Here is a 19,639-nt window from a genome sequence, read left to right as displayed (position 1 = left end):
TATAATAACAAAATCAGTGTGCGTCCCATTTGATATTATTAAGATCTATACCTTCTTGAACCATTTCCCATAATGGGCTCATCTCACGTAGTTTTTTTATGCTGTTAACAATAAGTTCTGCAGCATATAAAATTTCTTCTTTTGTAGTAAATCTACCTATACCAAATCTAATCGATGAATGTTCTAAATCTTTATCGATGTTTAAAGCACGTAAAACGTAAGATGGTTCTAGAGAAGCCGAAGTACAAGCAGAACCTGAACTTACTGCAAGATTATTAATTGCCATGATAGTAGATTCTCCTTCAACATAGGGGAAACTTAAATTTAAGTTTCCTGCTATGCGTTGTTCATAATCACCATTTAATACAACATATGATAAATTTTTTTTTATTTCATTGTATAAAATATCACGCAATTCTCTTATTCTAGTATTCTCTTCTTCCATTACTTCTTGAGCTATATGTGCTGCTTCTCCTAACCCTACAGCTAATGGAGTAGGTATTGTTCCTGATCTCATACCGCGTTCTTGCCCACCTCCGTTGATCATAGTAGTAAGTCGTACTCGTGGTTGACGTTTACGTACGTATAGTGCTCCTATACCCATTGGAGCATATATTTTGTGTCCTGATATACTTAAGAGATCAATGTTCATTTTATTAACATCTATTGGTATTTTGCCAAAAGCTTGAGCTGCATCAGTATGAAAAAATATTCCATGTTCATGGCAAATTCTTCCTATTTCTTCAATTGGTTGAATAACACCAATTTCATTATTTACCATCATTACTGACACTAATATTGTTTTATTGGTTATAGATGATTTTAGTAAGTCTAAGTTTAAGATACCGTTTTTCTGTACATCTAAGTAAGTAACATGGAATCCTTCTGTCTCTAAGTGGCGACATGAATCTAAAACACATTTATGTTCTGTACGTACTGTAATTATATGATTTCCTTTATTTTTATAGAAGTTTGCTACTCCTTTGATTGCTAAATTATTTGATTCTGTTGCTCCTGAAGTAAATATTATCTCTTTAGCTTCAGCATTTATTAAAGATGCAACCCTTTCCCTAGCTAGTTCAACAGCTGATTCAGCTTTCCACCCAAAAGAGTGACTGCGTGAATGAGGATTAGAAAATTGTTTGAAATAGGGTATCATAGCTTCCAATACCCTATCATCTGTTTTTGTTGTAGATTGATAGTCAAGAAATATAGGTAAATTAATATGTTGTTGTCCTGCTTTTTCCATGTTTATAACCTATCACTGATAATATTAATTATATAATAATCTTCTAATTTTTGCATTATTTTACCTAATTTAATTTTAGTAATTGATTATTCTGATATATTTTGTACCAACAATTGACTATTTTTGTTACCTGAGTGTCTGTTACATCATGACTAAGACTAATTCTGATTGAATTTTTAGCTATATTGTCATCTACTCCCATTGCAGCTAATACATGAGAACGTTCTAATGCTCCAGAAGAACAAGCAGATCCACTACCAACTGCAATATTATCAACATCAAAACTTATTATTTGTATTTCGCTATTTACGTTTGGCATTGCAATGCATGTAGTATTTGGTAACCTTGGTGCATTTCTGCCAAAAATTTGAGCTTCAGGTACTAAATTTAGTATTTCATGTTCTAGTTTATCACGTAGCTTCTCAATGGTAGACATCTTTTTCACGGAATCTTCCAAATTGCTTAAAGATATAGATAATAAATAAATTGATATGACATTCTCAGTGCCTGCGCGTAATCCTTTTTCTTGATGTCCACCTAATATTATAGGTTTTATTTTAATTTTTTTACTATTGAAAAATAGTATACCAGTTCCGGCAATGCTTCCAAGTTTGTGTGATGAGATTGTTAATAAATCTACTCCTAAATCTTCAATATCTATATGAACCTTTCCACATGCTTGTATAGCATCTGTGTGGACTATTGCACCAAATTTATGTGATATTTCTACTATTTCTTTTATAGGTTGAATAACTCCAGTTTCATTATTTGCGGTCATTATTGATACAAGAACTTTTTCACCTTTAAATTTGCGCAAAGTATTACTTAACGTATCTAAGCACACTATACCATTAGAATTTACAGGAATTAATTCTGCATTTGTAGCACAATTCATAATAGACAAATGTTCTATAGAAGAAATTAAATGTTTATAACCAGTAGTACTATTTATTACTAAATTATTAGCTTCTGTACCAGATGAAGTAAAGATTACATCATGATTTATAGCGTTCAATTGATTAATAGCTATTTCTCTTGCTTTTTCTATAATGCTTTTTGTATTTTGTCCTAATTTATGTGTTGATGATGGATTATATATACTTAGAGAAGATAGGTTATCTAATTGCTTTTTAACTACAGGGGATATAGTTGACATTGAATTATAGTCCGCATATATGTATTGATTGATATTGTTGCTTACTGTGGTTTTAGATTTAAAGTTATCATTGACTATATCTTCTAATGAAATGCTATTTAGATGTTTTTTTATATGATTGCCTATGTTATCCCATAAATTATGGGTAACACATCTGGCATTATTTGATAAGCATCCCATGAGATCATTTTTACACCTTGTAATTTTTACATTTTCTCCTATAGACTTAAGGATAAGGGTAAGTGTAATTAAATCTGGACTTTTACTTAAAGAATAGCCTCCACCAGGACCTTTTATAGCGTTTATTAATCCTTGCTTTTTTAATTTTACAATAACCTGTTCAAGGTATCCTTCAGAAAGAGATTGGCTGTTTGCGATATGTGACATTTTTTTTGGTTGAATGCTACCTTTTAGTACATAATATTCATGAGCTAGCTTTACCATAAACATAACAGCATAACGTAGCCTTGTTGTAATTAACATATTAAATTTCCCAAGTCTTTACCTAGCTATTCAATTTTGTTGAAACATTGTTATGAAAGATTTTTTTATTACAATCAACAATGTGTTAGCGTATCATTAATATACCTTATGTCAAGTAGGTTTTTATTAGTTAGAATATATAAAGTTAATTTTAATTTTTTACATGTAAGTTCTTATTAGATAATTTAGTATAAGTTAATGATCTAGGATTTTGTTCTATTATCATAAAAAACTTTGTAAAGTTGAGTTTTTTTCTTATTATTGTAAGGTTGAGGTTTATAATTTACTCATTTTTTATCTAAGGAAGTTAATTCATGAGAGAAATATTTTTTAATGGTGCAGTTGGTAAAATTGATTGAGGTTTATAATTTACTCATTTTTTTATTTAAGGAAGTTAATTCATGAGAGAAATATTTTTTAATGGTGCAGTTGGTAAAATTGAAGGAAAATATCATCATAATAAAACGTTGGGTGCTCCACTTGCTTTAATTTTTCATCCTCATCCTCAATATGGTGGAAATATGGATAATAAAATTGTGTACAATTTATACAATATATTTGCTAATAATGGCTTTTCTGTCTTAAGGATTAATTTTCGTGGGGTAGGTAAATCGTCAGGTAATTTTGAAAAAGGTATAGGTGAATTAAGTGATGGTGCAGCAGCAGCAGATTGGTTGCAAAATAATAATGTGGCTTCAGCTCCTTTTTGGGTTGCTGGGTTTTCTTTTGGAGCATGGGTTGCTATGCAATTAATGATGAGACGTCCTGAAGTTGAAGGATTTATAGCAGTCTCACCACCTGCAAATAAATATGATTTTTCATTTTTATCACCTTGTCCTGTACCTGGATTAATTGTTCAAGGTGATCAAGACAGCATTTCCGATGAAGCTGCAGTATCTCAGCTTGCTGCTAGGTTAAGTAATTCCATCAAAAGTGAATATATGCAATATTACGTTATAGAGAAGGCAGATCACTTTTTTCGTGATCATATGGATAAGTTTAATGAAATTGTTGATAATTATATAAAGTTTCGCTTATCTGAATCTGTGGATAGCCGTAAAAAAGGGATTATACAGAAGAAAATAAAACAACGTCGTGTTGTTATGCATGATGATCCAGTATAATTTTAAATATTGAGAATTATTTTTAGTTTACATCACCACTGAAAATCTATTGGTTTCCTATTATTCTGAACATGTGGTCTCATAACGAAAAGTTATATTCTATTCTATAAAGGTTTTCACTAGTGTTTAGTAAATAAATTTGTAGGATATTTTAAAACGATTATTATAAATTCTGTAGGCTAATTTTTTTTGTATATTTATATAGCCTGCTATATGTTTTGCTACTTTATGCATTTTGTGTTATAGATAGGTGGATTATAAGCTATCAATTTAATATATTATGATGGGACAATATAAATTTTGGCCATTTCAAGAAGCAGAAAAAATATTAAAGAAGTTTGGAGAGAATACGGAAATTATTTTTGAAACTGGATATGGTCCTTCAGGGCTTCCTCATATTGGTACTTTTGGGGAAGTATTACGTACTACAGCAATAATGAATGCACTACGTAAAATCTGTCCTAATATTGCAACAAAAATTATAGTTGTGTCGGATGATATGGATGGATTGCGAAAAATACCTGATAATATTCCGAATAAGGATATGATAGCTGCCCATTTGGGCAAACCTTTGACTATGATACCAGATCCTTTCTGTGCTTGTAAGAGTTATGGACACCATATGAATATGTTGTTATGTAAATTTCTTGATTTATTTAATTTTGACTATGAATTTAAAAGTGCAACAGAGTGTTATAGAAATGGTTTATACGACGAAAAATTACTTTTGCTACTAAAAAATTATGATAAAGTGATGGATGTTATGTTACCTACATTAGGTGCTGAGAGACAGAAGACTTATAGTCCATTTTTGCCAATATGTCCTAAAACTTCAAAAGTATTGCAAGTGCCTATTATTGATATTGATATTGTGTTAGGTACTGTTTCTTACAAAGATGAGAATGGAGAAATTGTTCAAATTCCAGTTACAGGTGGAACATGTAAATTACAATGGAAACCAGATTGGGGGATGAGGTGGTCGGCACTTAATATAAAATATGAAGCATATGGTAAAGATTTACAAACGTCTGCAGAATTGTCTAGCAAGATATGTGAAATTTTAGGTAGTACTCCTCCTGTTTTATTTTGTTATGAATTATTTCTTGATAAAGAAGGTAGAAAAATTTCAAAATCAAAAGGTAATGGTATATCAATAGAAGATTGGTTGTCTTATGCTCCTGCTGAAAGTTTAGCATTGTACATATTACAAAATCCTAAAAAGGCAAAAAAGCTATATTTTGATGTTATACCGCGTTCTATGGATGATTATTTATATCTGGTAGACGATTATCATAACAATGTTAGTTGTGATAATCCTGTATGGCATATTCATAATGGAAATGTACCGTTAATTGATATTTTTGGATTAAGTTTTTCTTTACTATTGAATTTAGCATCAGCGTGTAATGCTGAAAATAGCGAAGTACTATGGGGATTTATCAAGAATTATAAAGGTAATAATGATTTACAGGATAATAAAATATTATCTCAATTAGTAGATTTTTCGGTTAAATATTATCATGATTTTGTTAAACCACATAAAATTTATAAAATTCCGGATCACGATGAAAGAATTATATTAGATGAATTAAAGAATATGCTTAATGATTTTCCAGAAAATATTACGCCTGAGGAAATACAAAGTAATGTATTTTCTTTAATGAAAAAATATTGTTTTAATGATTTGCGATCTTGTTTTCAAAGTTTTTATGAAATTTTGTTAGGACAAAGTCATGGTCCCAGACTTGGATCTTTTATAAAATTATATGGAGTAAATAATACTGTAGATCTAATTGATCAAGCGTTACAAAGATAGAAAGAGTATGCAAAAAGAAAAGTTTTTTATTAAATACAGTATTTTTGTTTTTAGTAATAGATTTAAAAATATATGATTTATGAAATTGACCAATTAATGAAATTGTGATAGCTTACAGGATATTTATTTTTGAGATGTTATGCTAACTAGAGTTATTTGTATAGCTTTATTTTTATTAAGTAGCTGTGGTACTATAGTTATTCATCATGGCTATCCTGCTTCAGAAGTTAATTTATGGAATGATATAAAAATTGGGGATTTAAGTAGTCAGGTTATACAGCGTATAGGTGATCCATGCGTTATTGAAGATAATGTATGGTATTATGTTGCTTATAGCATTTATAAGAAACGTTTTTTTTCAGCAAAAGAATATGAATCTCTTGTTTTAAAATTAACTTTTGATTCTCAGACCAATGAAGTTATAGACGTACAAAATATTACAGTAGATAGGAAAAATTTAACAAAGTTGTCAAAGAAGAATACATCAGTTACTGGTATACATGATAGTTTACTTCGTAAGTTTGATAATAAATTAAAATAAACAATAGTGGTGTTTTCTATCTCTATTACGTAATCCTATATTTCAATGTATTCAGGATAGCACCTAGTTTTTGGTGTATATCGTCTATGCGTATTTACAGTAAATTACATATTATTGGATTATTTAGTGAATATTTCTATGATAATATTTATAAAAAAAGTAGTGTACTAAAACAAAAGCTAAAAATTAGCTGTTGTATTTTACAATTTGCGTGTTTTTTATTTTAAATCTAGTATTAACTAAGGATAATCAATTTAATAATACGTTACAAGGTTCATATATTACATATAAATTTTACAATTATTCTTGCTTTTAAAGAAAAATTTATTTGTTACATTAGTGCTGTAACGTGATGAATTTATAACCCAATTTTAGCTCAGTTCTTACTTGTATCAGATCTAAAGCAATAGTATTATTTGGAGCATAAAAAATTTATAAATTATCATATTATAAATTATCATAATGATTTAAAGTTCTCATGTACAGAACTATAGGGGGTGCATTATTGTCAAGTTTAATATATTATAAATTCAGTGATATATCCATGTGTCCTCTTTAATATTTTTCTACATGCTAAAAGCAATTTATTATTTAATATTAAGAATTTTATGTATTATAAAATGCAATAACCAAGAAGCAGAAAAATTAGAAATCATCTGACTAAGATAAGTAATTTGAATAAATACCTTTTTCTATATTGCTTATGTGTAAGTTAATAATACCATACATCTATAAATTTTTGTAATAGTTAAAAAATGTAGATTATCCTTAAATATTCTATTTAACTATTTGTATTTATATTATTATTTGATTTAAAGACTGTTAGCAAATTTTATAACTTTTGGTAGTTTTTTTTGTACAATATGATTTGATTATTATTCTTGTAATACGTAAATGTATATTTCTAATCATTACTTAAATATTCACTTTAATTATTTGTATTTACTTTACTGTTTTACTTAAGAATTATGGGTAAGTTTTTGTATCTAGATTTAGTTTCTTCTGAAAGTATATTTTTTGTGTTATATAGAATTTTAGTAATCTACTTTTACAAAATACAAACCATATGGTGGTGCTGTCATACCAGCACAAGACCTATTTTTTGCTTCTAAGATATTCTTTGTGTATTCTGGTGGGAAGTTATTTTTTCCACATTCTACTAGTGTACCTATAATAATACGTACTTGGTGATGTAAGAATGATATAGCAGAAATATGAATATTGATGGATTGATTATTATGAATAATTTGTAAATCATCTATTGTTTTTACTGGACTTTTGGATTGACAATGTCTTGCTCTAAAACTAGAAAAATCATGATTACCTTTTATATATTCGATAGCTTGTATCATATTGTCAATATTCAAAGGATTATGTATAAGCCATGCACGATTGTGATCTATTGTTAGAGGTGAATAACGATTTATTATCCTGTATAAGTAATGACGTTTTTTTGCTGAGAACCTTGCATGGAATTTATCATCTGTTTTTTCTACGCTTAATATAGCGATTGCGTGAGGTACTAAGTGATGATTTATTGCATTCCTTACTACATATGTATCAAAGTCTTTTGTGAGGTCAAAATGTGCTACTTGTCCTAAAGCATGCACACCAGCATCAGTTCTTCCTGCAACATATACTGTAGTGTGTTGTTGTGAGAATTCGAATATTGCTTTTTCAAGAATTTCTTGAATAGAATTTGATAAATGTTTTTGTTTTTGCCATCCAATAAAATTAGAACCATTATATTCTATAACAATTTTATATCGCATTATTGTTCATTTAGTTGTTGCATAATAAATAATGTAATATGGCTTTACGTACTGCAACACCCATCTTTACTTGTAATAGAATTACGGAATTTTTTTCTGCTGTGTTATTAGAAATTTCTATTCCTTTGTTTGTTGGACCTGGATGCATGACTATAACGTCCTTTTTTGCATATAATAGTAATTTTTCATTATTTAGCATATATAAATGAGAGTATTCTGTTTCTGAAGGAATAACGGAATTAATAATACGTTCTTTTTGTAATCTTAATAGTATTATAACATCTGCATTGCATATCCCTTTGATTAGATTGTGGTATATGTGTGATACACCTTTCAAATTGCATAATAATGTTGGAGGAGCAACTAAAGCTATATTAGCTCCATATCTAGATAATAACCTTATATTTGATCTTGCAACTCTACTATGTAATATATCTCCACATATAGATATATTTAAATTATTAACATCTTTTTTTATATAACGTATAGTACAATAATCTATTAGTGCTTGTGTCGGATGTTCATGATGTCCATCTCCAGCATTTATTATAGAACAGCTTGGTAAATATTCAGATATTTTTTTAATAAATTGACTATATTGTGACCTTATAACAATTAGATCAGGATTCATTGCATTTATATTTAAAATAGTATCTATAATGCTTTCTCCTTTATTTATAGATGATGTATTAATATTTAAAGTGATTGAATGTGCACCTAGTGATTTTTCTGCAATTTCGAAAGAAGATAGAGTACGTGTTGAGCTTTCAAAGAATAGGTTAATGATGACTTTTCCATTTAGAATATTGGGATTAAGATTTTTATCATTGAAATATTGCATTGTAAGGTTAAAAATGGATTCTACATCATTAGATGTTAGATTACTTATTTCTAGCAATGTCTTCATTAAATTCCTGTTTTTAAAATATTGTTGATTGAATTATATATTTTATACATGTTATTTATAAGATTTATATGAAATTTTTCTACAATTTGATGTTCAAGTTGTTTTTATAACATGAGTTGAATAGCAGTATATTAATTTAGTTGATTATTTGATAATTTTAGATTAAGGATTTTTAATTTTATTAGTTAACATTATTACTTAAAATATACTATATGTGCTTGTTATAATACATTAAACTTATAATTAAAGACTTTTTTTACTTTGTCTAAAATTTTCTACAGTATATAATACCTCGTCACTTAATTAAGTATAATATTGCTATGGATGATTATAATGCAAGTTCCATTACTGTTTTAAAAGGTCTTGATGCAGTCAGGAAAAGACCAGGTATGTATATTGGAGACACTGATGATGGATCTGGCTTACATCATATGGTATATGAGGTTATTGATAACTCTATAGACGAAGCACTTGCTGGTTTTTGTAATAAAATAGATATTGCAATTCAAAGTGATGGTTCTGTTTCTGTTATAGATAATGGTAGAGGTATACCTGTAGATATGCATGAAGATGAAGGTGTATCTGCTGCTGAAGTGATTATGACACAATTGCATGCTGGTGGTAAATTTGATCACAATACTTATAAGGTGTCAGGTGGGCTTCATGGTGTTGGAGTATCAGTTGTAAATGCTCTTTCAAGTTGGTTGGAGTTAACTATATGGCGTAATGGTAAAGAGTATTTTGTGCGTTTTGAAGATGGAGTAGCTGTAAAACCATTATCTGTAGTTGGTGAAAATATAACTAAAAAAGGTACTAAAATTACTTTTTTGCCGTCTAAAAATATTTTTTCATTTGTCAATTTTAGTTATTCAACACTAGAAAATCGTATCAGAGAGCTGTCATTCCTTAATTCTAATATTAATATCAACCTAAAGGATTTGAGAGGCACTCAAGTATTAAGTTCATCTTTTGGTTTTAAAGACATTTCGAAAATTGGTGATACAGAAGATAGAGGAACGTCTGCGTTTGTAAAATATCTTGATCGTAATAAGACTGCTGTGACTAAAATTGTTCATATAGAAGGTATTGTCCTTGAACATGGAATCAGCTTAGAATTGTCAATGCATTGGAATGATTCTTATTATGAAAATATGCTATGCTTTACAAATAATATAAGACAAAAGGATGGAGGAACTCATCTTGCAGGATTTAGATCAGCTATGACGCGTTGTATTAATAATTATGCTGTGAATGAAGGTTTCTTGAAAAAAGCAAAAGTGAGTATTTTGGGAGAAGATGTAAGAGAAGGCTTGACTTGTGTGTTATCAATAAAATTACCTGATCCTAAATTTTCATCTCAAACTAAAGATAAATTAGTGAGTTCTGAAGCTAGGACAGCTGTGGAAAATATAGTATATGAAAAGCTTACAAATATTTTTGAAAATAATCCTAAATTAGCCACTAGTATTCTAGAAAGAATAATTAGATCTGCCAAAGGAAGGGAAGCTGCTCGCAGAGCAAGAGATTTAATAAAAAGTAAAAATGGTTTTGATTTTACCATTTTACCAGGAAAATTAGCAGATTGTCAGGAGAAATCTCCAGAATTATCTGAGTTGTTTATTGTAGAAGGTAATTCTGCAGGTGGTTCTGCAAAGCAAGGGCGTGATAGGCGTTCTCAAGCTGTATTATCTTTGAAAGGAAAGATATTAAATGTAGAACGTGCAAGTTTAGATCGCATATTATCATCAGCAGAAATTGCATCATTAATTACAGCAATAGGTAGTAATATTGGTACTGAAGATTTTGATATTGAAAAAGTACGTTATCACAAAGTTATCATTATGACAGATGCAGACGTTGATGGATCACATATTAGAACTTTATTGTTGACATTCTTTTTTCGTTATATGCGTGAGGTAATAGAGAAAGGCTATTTATATATTGCACAGCCTCCACTTTATAAGGTTACAAAACATAAGAAAGAGTTTTATATAAAAAACGATGATATGCTGCATGATTATATAATTAGTAATGCGATAAAAGACCTAACCCTTACTGGAACCAAAAGTTATTCAGGTAGTAGTCTGTATAAAGTTTTACATCAATGTATGAATATTAGTAAAATAACAAAGTCTTATGATAGGATAATTCCTCAGAATGTTTTAGAATCGTTAATTATTTTCTTTAAGAAGCATAATTTTGATTCTGCTAGTGCGATATCTAATCATTTGAATAAGGTTTTTTATGAATATGAGTGGAGTGTTGAAATACCTAGAAAAGATGAGATAAGTATTTTTAGGTTGTCCCATGGGTTGGTTGATAAGTACTATATTGATGATACAATAATGAATTCAGAAGATATTCAGCATGTTATCAATATGTGTAATGAAATTGAGGATATTTTTTCTAATACGCCTATTTTATCTACAAAAGACAATAATATAAAAATAAATTCACCTACTTCTTTAGTGGATAATATTATTGAATTTGGTAAAAAGGATATGACCTTACAAAGGTTTAAAGGTTTAGGTGAGATGAATGCAGATCAGTTGTGGGATACTACATTAAATCCTGAGACAAGAACACTCCTTAAGATTAAAATAGCTGATTGTGAAGCTGCTGATTCAATATTTTCAATACTTATGGGTGATTTTGTAGAACCAAGACGTAATTTTATCAATAATAATGCTTTAAATGTACAAAATATTGATGTGTAATTATATAAATAATAATAAAAAGTGTTGATATTTTAGTAATATAGTTTGTACTACTATTTATAATTCTATATGAATTGATAATGTATACTATTTTTATAAAAGTAAAAAATTAAAATAACAAATCATTAGAGATTGTAACCATATAATTTATTGACGTTGGAAACTTAAATGATAAAATATGCTATTACTTCATGATTTTATAGCTACGGGGGTATTATGGCTAAGAAGGGGGTTAAGGTTGCAAAAACAGCAAGTAAGAATAATCCATTACAGCGGAAAAAAGGTACAGCTCAAAAAATGTATAATGGTAAAGCTGTAAAGCCAGTTAAATATATTGATAGAGAGTTAGGCAAAATTTTTATTGCAGGTCAATATGATAATGGTGATTTAGTACAGGATAATAGCGGTAATACTATAGAATGGGCTAACATGTAAAGGTAGTGCGTGGTTAAATTAGTTATAGATTCTTTAGAAATAGAAGTTGAAGAGGGGATGACTGTACTCCAAGCTTGTGAGATTGCTGGAATACAGATACCAAGGTTCTGTTATCATGAAAGGCTTGCTATAGCAGGTAATTGTAGAATGTGTTTAGTAGAAATTGTTGGTGGTCCACCTAAACCTGCAGCTTCTTGTGCAATGCCTGTTGCAGAGGGTATGATAGTTAAAACTAATACTGACAAGATAAAAAAAGCTAGGGAAGGAGTACTAGAGTTTTTATTAATTAATCATCCTTTAGATTGTCCAATCTGTGATCAAGGTGGGGAATGTGACTTACAAGATCAAACCATGCTATATGGTAGAGGTAAAAGCAGATATGAAGAAAGAAAACGTGCTGTAAAAAAGAAGAATTTTGGGCCATTGATAGAAAACACAATGACTAGATGTATACATTGTACTAGATGTGTTAGGTTTTTATCAGATGTTGCTGGTAGTTATGAATTAGGTACGATTGGTCGTGGTGAAAATATGGAGATAGATACATATATTTCTAAGTGTATTACCTCAGAGCTATCTGGTAATATAATAGATCTTTGTCCAGTTGGTGCGTTAACTTCAAAACCTTATGCATTTAAAGCTAGATCTTGGGAATTACGTCATTGTGAGACAATAGATGTACTAGATGCTGTATGCAGTAATATTAGAGTTGATACACGTGGTCTAGAAATAATGAGGATATTACCTAGATTAAATGAAGATATAAATGAGGAATGGATATCAGATAAAGCACGTTTTTCATATGATGGTTTAAAATTACAAAGGTTAGATAAACCATATATAAGAAAGAATGGACATCTGTTACCTGCAACATGGGAAGAAGCATTTAATGTGATTGCCAAGAAAATTAGTAGTGCTTCTGGAAATAAAATTGCAGCAATTGCTGGAGACTTAGCAGATTGTGAATCTATGCTGCTACTAAAGGAACTTATGCATGAATTAGGTAGTCCTAATATAGAATGTAGACAAGATGGATCAATAGTACCTACTAATAGCAGAGCTGTTTATGTGTTTAATACTGGTATATCTAATATAGAAAGTGCAGATTTGTGTTTATTGATTAATACAAATATAAGACTTGAAGCGCCTATAATTAACGCAAGACTGCGTAAAAGGTATTTACAAGGAGGATTTAGAGTTGCGAGTTTAGGTTTATATAATAATTTTAATTATAAAGTAGAAAATTTAGGGAATAATTGTTTAGTATTAGATGATATCTTACATGAAAGGGTACCTTCTTTTTCTGAGTTGTTAAAGTATGCAAAAAATCCTATGTTAATAATAGGGCAAGATGCTCTAATTGGTGAAAATGGTAATTCTATATTTACATTAGCTGCTAAAATTGCAGAAAAATTTGGCATGTTAAGAAATGATTGGAATGGATTTAATGTTTTACACAAAGCTGCTGCTAGAGTAGGTGCTTTGGATGTTGGGTTTGTTCCTAATTCTAATACTAATATAATATCTAATATAATTAATGGCATAAGTTCTGGTGAAATAGAGGTTTTATATTTACTAGGTGCAGATGAAGTAGAAATTTCTCCTTCTGAATCTTCTTTTATTATATATCAGGGACATCATGGAGATAGAGGTGCTCAAATTGCAGATGTAATATTACCTGGTGCAGCATATACTGAAAAAAATGCAACTTATGTTAATACTGAAGGTAGAGTACAAAGAACAAATATAGCTGTTTTTCCTCCTGGTATAGCGAAGGAAGATTGGTTAATTATTAAAGAATTATCAAGATATTTAAAAGTGAATATGCAATATGATACTTTGGGTTGTGTTAGAGATAAATTGTCAAGATTGGGAGAGCAGTTTCGTGAAGAAAATATTGGGAATTTGATTCCTAATAAGTGGACTTCAATTGATGAAAGTATTATTTTGGAAAAGGATAGTGTATTTATTAATAAAGATTTTAATTTCTATATGACAAATCCAATTAGTCGCGCATCTATTATAATGGCAGATTGTGTAAAAGCTTTTGCAAATAAAGATTAGGTAAGTATGAGTTATTATAATGTTTTTTTGGATTTTTTCAGTTATATAAGTAGTGGTATTGCGTTATTTATAAAAATAATGACGGTAATAATTTCAGTTATGGTATCTGTTGCTTATTTAGTGTATATGGAACGTAAAGTTATTGCAGCAATACAGCTAAGGCAAGGTCCCAATGTTGTTGGACCTTTTGGTTTGTTACAGCCTTTTGCTGATGCCGTGAAACTCATTATCAAGGAACATATTATTCCTTTTAAATCAAATAAGATATGCTTTTTTATTGCTCCAATCATTACTTTTACTTTAGCTTTATTAGGATGGGCTGTAATTCCATTTGGTGCTGATGTAATAGTGAATGATGGGTATGAGATAATAACGCCTAATGCTATTGCTAATATAAATATTGGGGTATTATATATTTTAGCTATTTCTTCTCTTGGAGTTTACGGAATTATAATAGCTGGGTGGTCAAGTAACTCTAATTATGCTTTTTTAGGTGCAATCAGATCTGCATCACAGATGATATCATATGAGGTATCTATAGGGTTAACTATAGTCACAGTATTATTAGCAACTGGATCATTAAAATTAGGAGAGATAGTTGTAGCACGGCATAATATGCCTTATTGGATAGATTTATTGCTACTTCCGATGGCATGTATTTTTTTTATTTCAGCCTTAGCTGAAACTAATAGACATCCTTTTGATTTGCCAGAAGCAGAATCAGAATTGGTATCCGGATATAATGTTGAATATTCATCTATGCCATTTGCATTATTCTTTTTAGGGGAATATGCAAATATGATATTAATTAATGCAATGGCAGTAATATTTTTTTTTGGTGGATGGTATCCACCTTTAAACATTAGCTTTTTATATATAATTCCTGGAATTGTATGGTTTATATTGAAGATAGTGGTTTTACTATTTTGCTTTATATGGATTCGTGCTACTATTCCTAGGTATCGTTATGATCAGTTGATGAGATTGGGATGGAAAGTATTTTTACCTATATCTTTGCTGTGGGTAGTATTGGTCTCAGGTATTCTGGTATATACGGATTCATTACCTAATAAAGATGTAGGTAATCAATACATACTGCGTATACATGAATAGATTTTATATAAATAATTAAATAGACCTTGGATCATATACATTTGTAGCTCAATGTCAACAAAACTCGATTCATTTACCAACAGAATAATAAAATACAGATGGATTCAAAGATATAGTTCCTATAGCAATGAAGGTAGCAATATCAAAGTTGGGATACAGAACTTCTTCTAGCAAGAAAAGTAATTTATAGTGTATGTACAACATGATCTTACATAAACAACTGCTTCTTCTTATTAGAAGTGTATAAAGTAAAACTAGAATATCAACAATTAAAAATAAGAAATAATAAACTTAGCAAATCATTGGAAACCTAATGCTGTACTTATAGAAAAAAAGCAACTGGGTTACAAATCATTCAAGAATAAGTAGTATTAGCACAACATTCATTTATAGATATTGTGCCAACAGCTAATAAGGTAAAAAGATGTATAATTCTTTCATATATTTTTCCATATAGTAAAGTTATTTTTTACATTTACTTATGTAATATAAAACTGCTATATAAAAAGCTTGTTCTTGACATGTCATGTGTGTGCTTACATAATTTATGGTTATATACTTGGTAATTTTAGTAAATGTCTGATCAAGTCAAGATTACACCAATGACTTTAAATTTCGGTCCTCAACACCCAGCAGCTCATGGTGTAATGCGTTTAGTTTTAGAAATGGGTGGTGAAGTAATAGAAAGGATAGATCCACATATCGGGTTATTACATAGAGGGACAGAAAAGTTAATAGAATATAAAACGTATTTACAAGCTTTACCATATTTTGATCGCCTTGATTATGTATCTCCAATGTCTCAAGAACATGCTTATTCTTTATGTGTGGAAAAATTGTTAAAGTGTGAAATACCAATTAGAGCAAAATATTTACGTGTTATTTTTTGTGAATTAACTAGAATATTAAATCACTTATTGAATATATCAAGTCAAGCGTTGGATATAGGTGCTATGACACCTTTATTATGGATGTTTGAAGAAAGAGAGAAAATTTTAGGTTTTTATGAGAGAGCATCAGGTGCAAGATTTCATTCTGCTTATATTCGTCCTGGAGGTGTAGCAGCTGATATACCAGATGATTTAGTTGATGATATATTTAAATTCATTAAAACTTTTCCTAAATTTATAGATGATATTGACAATTTATTAACTGAAAATAGGATTTGGAAACAACGTAATGTTGATATTGGTATTGTATCAAAAGAACAGGCCTTAGATTGGGGTTTTTCCGGGCCAATGTTAAGGGCTTGTGGCATTCCTTGGGACTTACGTAAAAGCCAACCTTATGAAATATATGAAAATTTAGAATTTGAAGTTCCTATTGGAGAAAGAGGAGATTGTTATGATCGTTATTTAGTAAGAATGGCAGAAATCAGACAGTCGATAAAACTACTTGAACAATGCTTAGATCGTCTTCCAAGTGGTCCAGTAAAAACAGATGATAGAAAAATTGCTCCACCAAAAAGGTCAGAAATGAAAGAATCTATGGAAGCATTAATACATCATTTTAAATTATATTCAGAAGGCTATAGTGTTCCAGTGGGGGAAACTTATATAGCTGTTGAAGCTCCAAAGGGTGAATTTGGTGTATACATAGTGTCTGATGGAACGAATAAACCGTATCGATGTAGAATTAGAGCTCCTGGATTTGCTCATTTGCAAGCGATAGATATGATAGCAAGAGGTCATATGTTAGCTGATCTAACAGCTATAATTGGATCTTTAGATATAGTATTCGGAGAGATAGATAGGTAATGAGTAATGTCTAATATACGGAAAAATAGCAACACAACTTGTACTGAAGAATTTAAATTTAATAATAAAAATCTAAAATATGCAAATGATATAATTAACAAGTACCCTCATGATAGGAAGTCTAGTGCTGTAATGGCTTTATTACATATTGCCCAAAAACAATGTGGTGGATTTATTCCATTATCTGCTATTAGTTATATAGCAGATTTCTTAGATATGCAGCAAATACATGTATTAGAGGTAGCAAGGTTTTATTCTATGTATAATTTATCTCCTATTGGTAAATATTTAATACAAATATGCAGGACAACTCCTTGTTGGTTATGTGGTAGTGATGATATTTTAAGATCATGCAAAGAATTACTTAATATAGATATTGGAGAAACAACAAGTGATAATTTATTTACTTTAAAAGAAGTAGAATGCTTAGGTGCTTGTATTAATGCTCCTATTGTACAAATTAATGATGATTATTATGAAAAATTAACTTCTGATAAAATTAAGGATATATTAATGGAAATACAAAGAAAAGAAACTTTAATTTCAGATTAATATATTTTCAATTTTATTATATATTCGAGTATAATAAATCCTTAATTTTAATTATTATATAAATATTATAATGCCAATGAAGATGTCTAGCTGTATGCTCAATGAGTTGTTGTTAAAGAATTTAATGATCCATTGCTTTGTGAAATACATGTTACATAGCTCAGTGATCTTGATACAATACTAGCTTTATGTATAAATTTAAGAGTAGGATATTCTGTAACTATTGGAATCATTTTTGAAGTTGTACTTAAAGCATTATGTTCATTAAAGTGTTCAAAAAAGTCATTATTATATAGTATTGTATATATAACATTCCCGTACTCAGATGGTATAATAGTAGACAATGGTTTATTATTATTATTTAATATATTACTAATAAATTTCCTAAGATTACATTCTTTTACAAAAACATAAATTTTTGCATTTATATTGCTTTGTTGCATTGCACTCTGTGACAGTGTTAGAAAGTGAATATGTTGTAATTGTGTTGTTACATCAATAGGATACTTAATACTTAGTACAAACAGGGAATTCCCACATGGAATTATTTTTTTTTTACTTGTATAAGTCTTTGAAAGATATATTTGTAAGGTATTATCATTTTCTGGGGTATTCCCTATACAATAACATTTTTCATATAACAAGGAAAGATTATCTGCTTTTCTACATAAGTGTTGATTGACAAATTTTTTGATTTTTTCTTCATGTTCATGTTTTACATTTTGCATAATAGTAAACTTATTAAATTATTTATTTAAAATAATAGATAAAAAATAATTATATAGTAATAAATATATATTATATACTAGTATTTTAATTAATATGAATTATATTTTGATATAAAATAAAATTTTGTTTTTTTTTAAGATAGGTTTGTATTACGTAGATACTAGTATACTTTTATTGCTTTATGGGATATTCTCTATATAAAATCTTGAATAAGCAAAATCCACAAGTTCACATAAAATAGAATATTTTCTAATATCATTAAAATTACTGATCTGTATAATAAAACACGTGTGTTCCTTCTACTATTTTCATGTACTTATTGGAGGGTTTTATATGGTCTTTACACAAAACTTATATTCCTTCAATGAAAATAAAGTTGGAAAATATATATGTTTGTTTATGTATTAGGCGGTAATTATTTTACTTAATTAAGGTTCAGTGTTAATGCTGAGTTAATTTTTATAAAATTATAGCTTAATTAGCATAAAATTATAAATAATTTATCTATTATTATTGGTATTTAAATAAATCATCAAAATTTATTAACTAAAAAATCACTACATTTTTTCATCAATAGGAGGAACATAAATTATATATCATGATAGTGCAATTGTTTGTAGGCAGTTTAGCAATACCATTTATCATGATAAGACATTGATGTATTTTTCTTTCAAATAATGCTACTAAAGGATAAATATATCCCCTTTTTATGTGATAATTTGGAAAATTAGTACAAGGTTTCAATAAAGGTAAAAAATTGCCTTTTAATTAAAGCTATATGTTATTTCCTTTATGATGAAAATTTTTATATATAATGTAATTATTTTATTGCATCAAGGATATTTAATACTTAGTTATAGCAGAACATTCCCACATTAGTAGTACTTTTTTTGTTCTAAGCTTTTGAAAGATATATTTGTAAAATATTATCATCTTCTGGAGTATTCCCTATAGAATAACATTTTTCATATAAAAAGAAAGATTATCTGCTTTTTTGTATAAGTATTGATGACAGATTTTTTGATTCCTTTTCCTATATACATACTTGTAAATTGACTATTATAAATCATTTAATATTTATCATACATGAACTTTATGATTTTAATACCAGTAAATAACACCATTAGCATGATATGCTCGTTAAACATATACTTAATTAACAAAACACTACTTGCATTATACTATTAATGCAAGTTCCTATTGAATACTGTATTGCTATGCATT

Annotated in this window: 14 protein-coding genes; 9 read left to right on the top strand and 5 right to left on the bottom strand. The window is 28.9% G+C overall.

The window, feature by feature from the left end:
- Positions 1-13: 13 nt before the first annotated feature.
- Together PVA18_RS02530 and PVA18_RS02525 are read right to left on the bottom strand one after the other, a co-directional pair.
- Complete coding sequence (locus PVA18_RS02530) at positions 14-1,249, bottom strand: IscS subfamily cysteine desulfurase (RefSeq protein ID WP_045804599.1); 1,236 nt, start codon at positions 1,247-1,249, stop codon at positions 14-16.
- A 64-nt stretch (positions 1,250-1,313) separates the two neighbouring features.
- A complete protein-coding gene (locus PVA18_RS02525; RefSeq protein WP_045804600.1) occupies positions 1,314-2,888 on the bottom strand; it encodes an aminotransferase class V-fold PLP-dependent enzyme in 1,575 nt (524 codons plus the stop codon).
- A 401-nt stretch (positions 2,889-3,289) separates the two neighbouring features.
- On the opposite strand from PVA18_RS02525, the gene PVA18_RS02520 reads away from it, so the two are divergent.
- The 3 genes from PVA18_RS02520 to PVA18_RS02510 all read left to right on the top strand — a co-directional run bounded on the left by PVA18_RS02520 (position 3,290) and on the right by PVA18_RS02510 (position 6,369).
- Entirely contained in the window at positions 3,290-4,012 is a 723-nt protein-coding gene (locus PVA18_RS02520) for an alpha/beta hydrolase (protein WP_045804601.1), read from the top strand.
- Between the two features lie 280 nt (positions 4,013-4,292).
- Positions 4,293-5,828 carry a lysine--tRNA ligase gene (locus PVA18_RS02515; RefSeq protein ID WP_045804602.1) on the top strand — a complete coding sequence of 512 codons (1,536 nt, stop codon included), beginning with the start codon at positions 4,293-4,295 and terminating at the stop codon, positions 5,826-5,828.
- Positions 5,829-5,967: 139 nt separating this feature from the next.
- Positions 5,968-6,369, top strand: a complete 402-nt coding sequence (locus PVA18_RS02510; RefSeq protein WP_045804603.1) for an outer membrane protein assembly factor BamE — start codon at positions 5,968-5,970, stop codon at positions 6,367-6,369.
- 1,034 nt (positions 6,370-7,403) lie between these two features.
- Here PVA18_RS02510 and truA read toward each other — a convergent pair.
- Together truA and PVA18_RS02500 are read right to left on the bottom strand one after the other, a co-directional pair.
- Entirely contained in the window at positions 7,404-8,141 is a 738-nt protein-coding gene (gene truA, locus PVA18_RS02505) for a tRNA pseudouridine(38-40) synthase TruA (protein WP_045804604.1), read from the bottom strand.
- Between the two features lie 10 nt (positions 8,142-8,151).
- Positions 8,152-9,048 carry an aspartate carbamoyltransferase catalytic subunit gene (locus PVA18_RS02500; RefSeq protein WP_045804605.1) on the bottom strand — a complete coding sequence of 299 codons (897 nt, stop codon included), beginning with the start codon at positions 9,046-9,048 and terminating at the stop codon, positions 8,152-8,154.
- 320 nt (positions 9,049-9,368) lie between these two features.
- Between PVA18_RS02500 and gyrB the strand changes: the two genes are divergently transcribed.
- The 6 genes from gyrB to nuoE all read left to right on the top strand — a co-directional run bounded on the left by gyrB (position 9,369) and on the right by nuoE (position 17,686).
- On the top strand, positions 9,369-11,765 hold the full coding sequence (gene gyrB, locus PVA18_RS02495) for a DNA topoisomerase (ATP-hydrolyzing) subunit B (RefSeq protein WP_045804606.1): 2,397 nt from the start codon (positions 9,369-9,371) through the stop codon (positions 11,763-11,765).
- 216 nt (positions 11,766-11,981) lie between these two features.
- Positions 11,982-12,200 (top strand): hypothetical protein, encoded by a 219-nt coding sequence (locus PVA18_RS02490; protein ID WP_045804607.1) that lies wholly within the window; start codon positions 11,982-11,984, stop codon positions 12,198-12,200.
- Between the two features lie 9 nt (positions 12,201-12,209).
- Positions 12,210-14,264 carry an NADH-quinone oxidoreductase subunit NuoG gene (gene nuoG, locus PVA18_RS02485; protein ID WP_045804608.1) on the top strand — a complete coding sequence of 685 codons (2,055 nt, stop codon included), beginning with the start codon at positions 12,210-12,212 and terminating at the stop codon, positions 14,262-14,264.
- A gap of 6 nt (positions 14,265-14,270) precedes the next feature.
- Positions 14,271-15,377, top strand: coding sequence for an NADH-quinone oxidoreductase subunit NuoH (nuoH, locus tag PVA18_RS02480; RefSeq protein WP_045804609.1), 1,107 nt, complete (start codon positions 14,271-14,273; stop codon positions 15,375-15,377).
- A 575-nt stretch (positions 15,378-15,952) separates the two neighbouring features.
- Complete coding sequence (locus PVA18_RS02475) at positions 15,953-17,134, top strand: NADH-quinone oxidoreductase subunit D (protein WP_045804610.1); 1,182 nt, start codon at positions 15,953-15,955, stop codon at positions 17,132-17,134.
- A 6-nt stretch (positions 17,135-17,140) separates the two neighbouring features.
- Positions 17,141-17,686 (top strand): NADH-quinone oxidoreductase subunit NuoE, encoded by a 546-nt coding sequence (gene nuoE / locus PVA18_RS02470; protein WP_045804611.1) that lies wholly within the window; start codon positions 17,141-17,143, stop codon positions 17,684-17,686.
- A gap of 98 nt (positions 17,687-17,784) precedes the next feature.
- Here the strand turns inward: nuoE and PVA18_RS02465 are convergent, their stop codons facing one another.
- The gene (locus PVA18_RS02465) at positions 17,785-18,414 is read right to left on the bottom strand and encodes a DUF3023 domain-containing protein (protein ID WP_052692779.1); all 630 of its coding nucleotides are present in this window, start codon (positions 18,412-18,414) and stop codon (positions 17,785-17,787) included.
- Positions 18,415-19,639 lie beyond the last annotated feature (1,225 nt).

The organism is Ehrlichia muris subsp. eauclairensis, assembly GCF_051097115.1.
Classification (GTDB): domain Bacteria; phylum Pseudomonadota; class Alphaproteobacteria; order Rickettsiales; family Anaplasmataceae; genus Ehrlichia; species Ehrlichia muris.
This window is presented reverse-complemented; position numbering and strand designations above follow the sequence as displayed.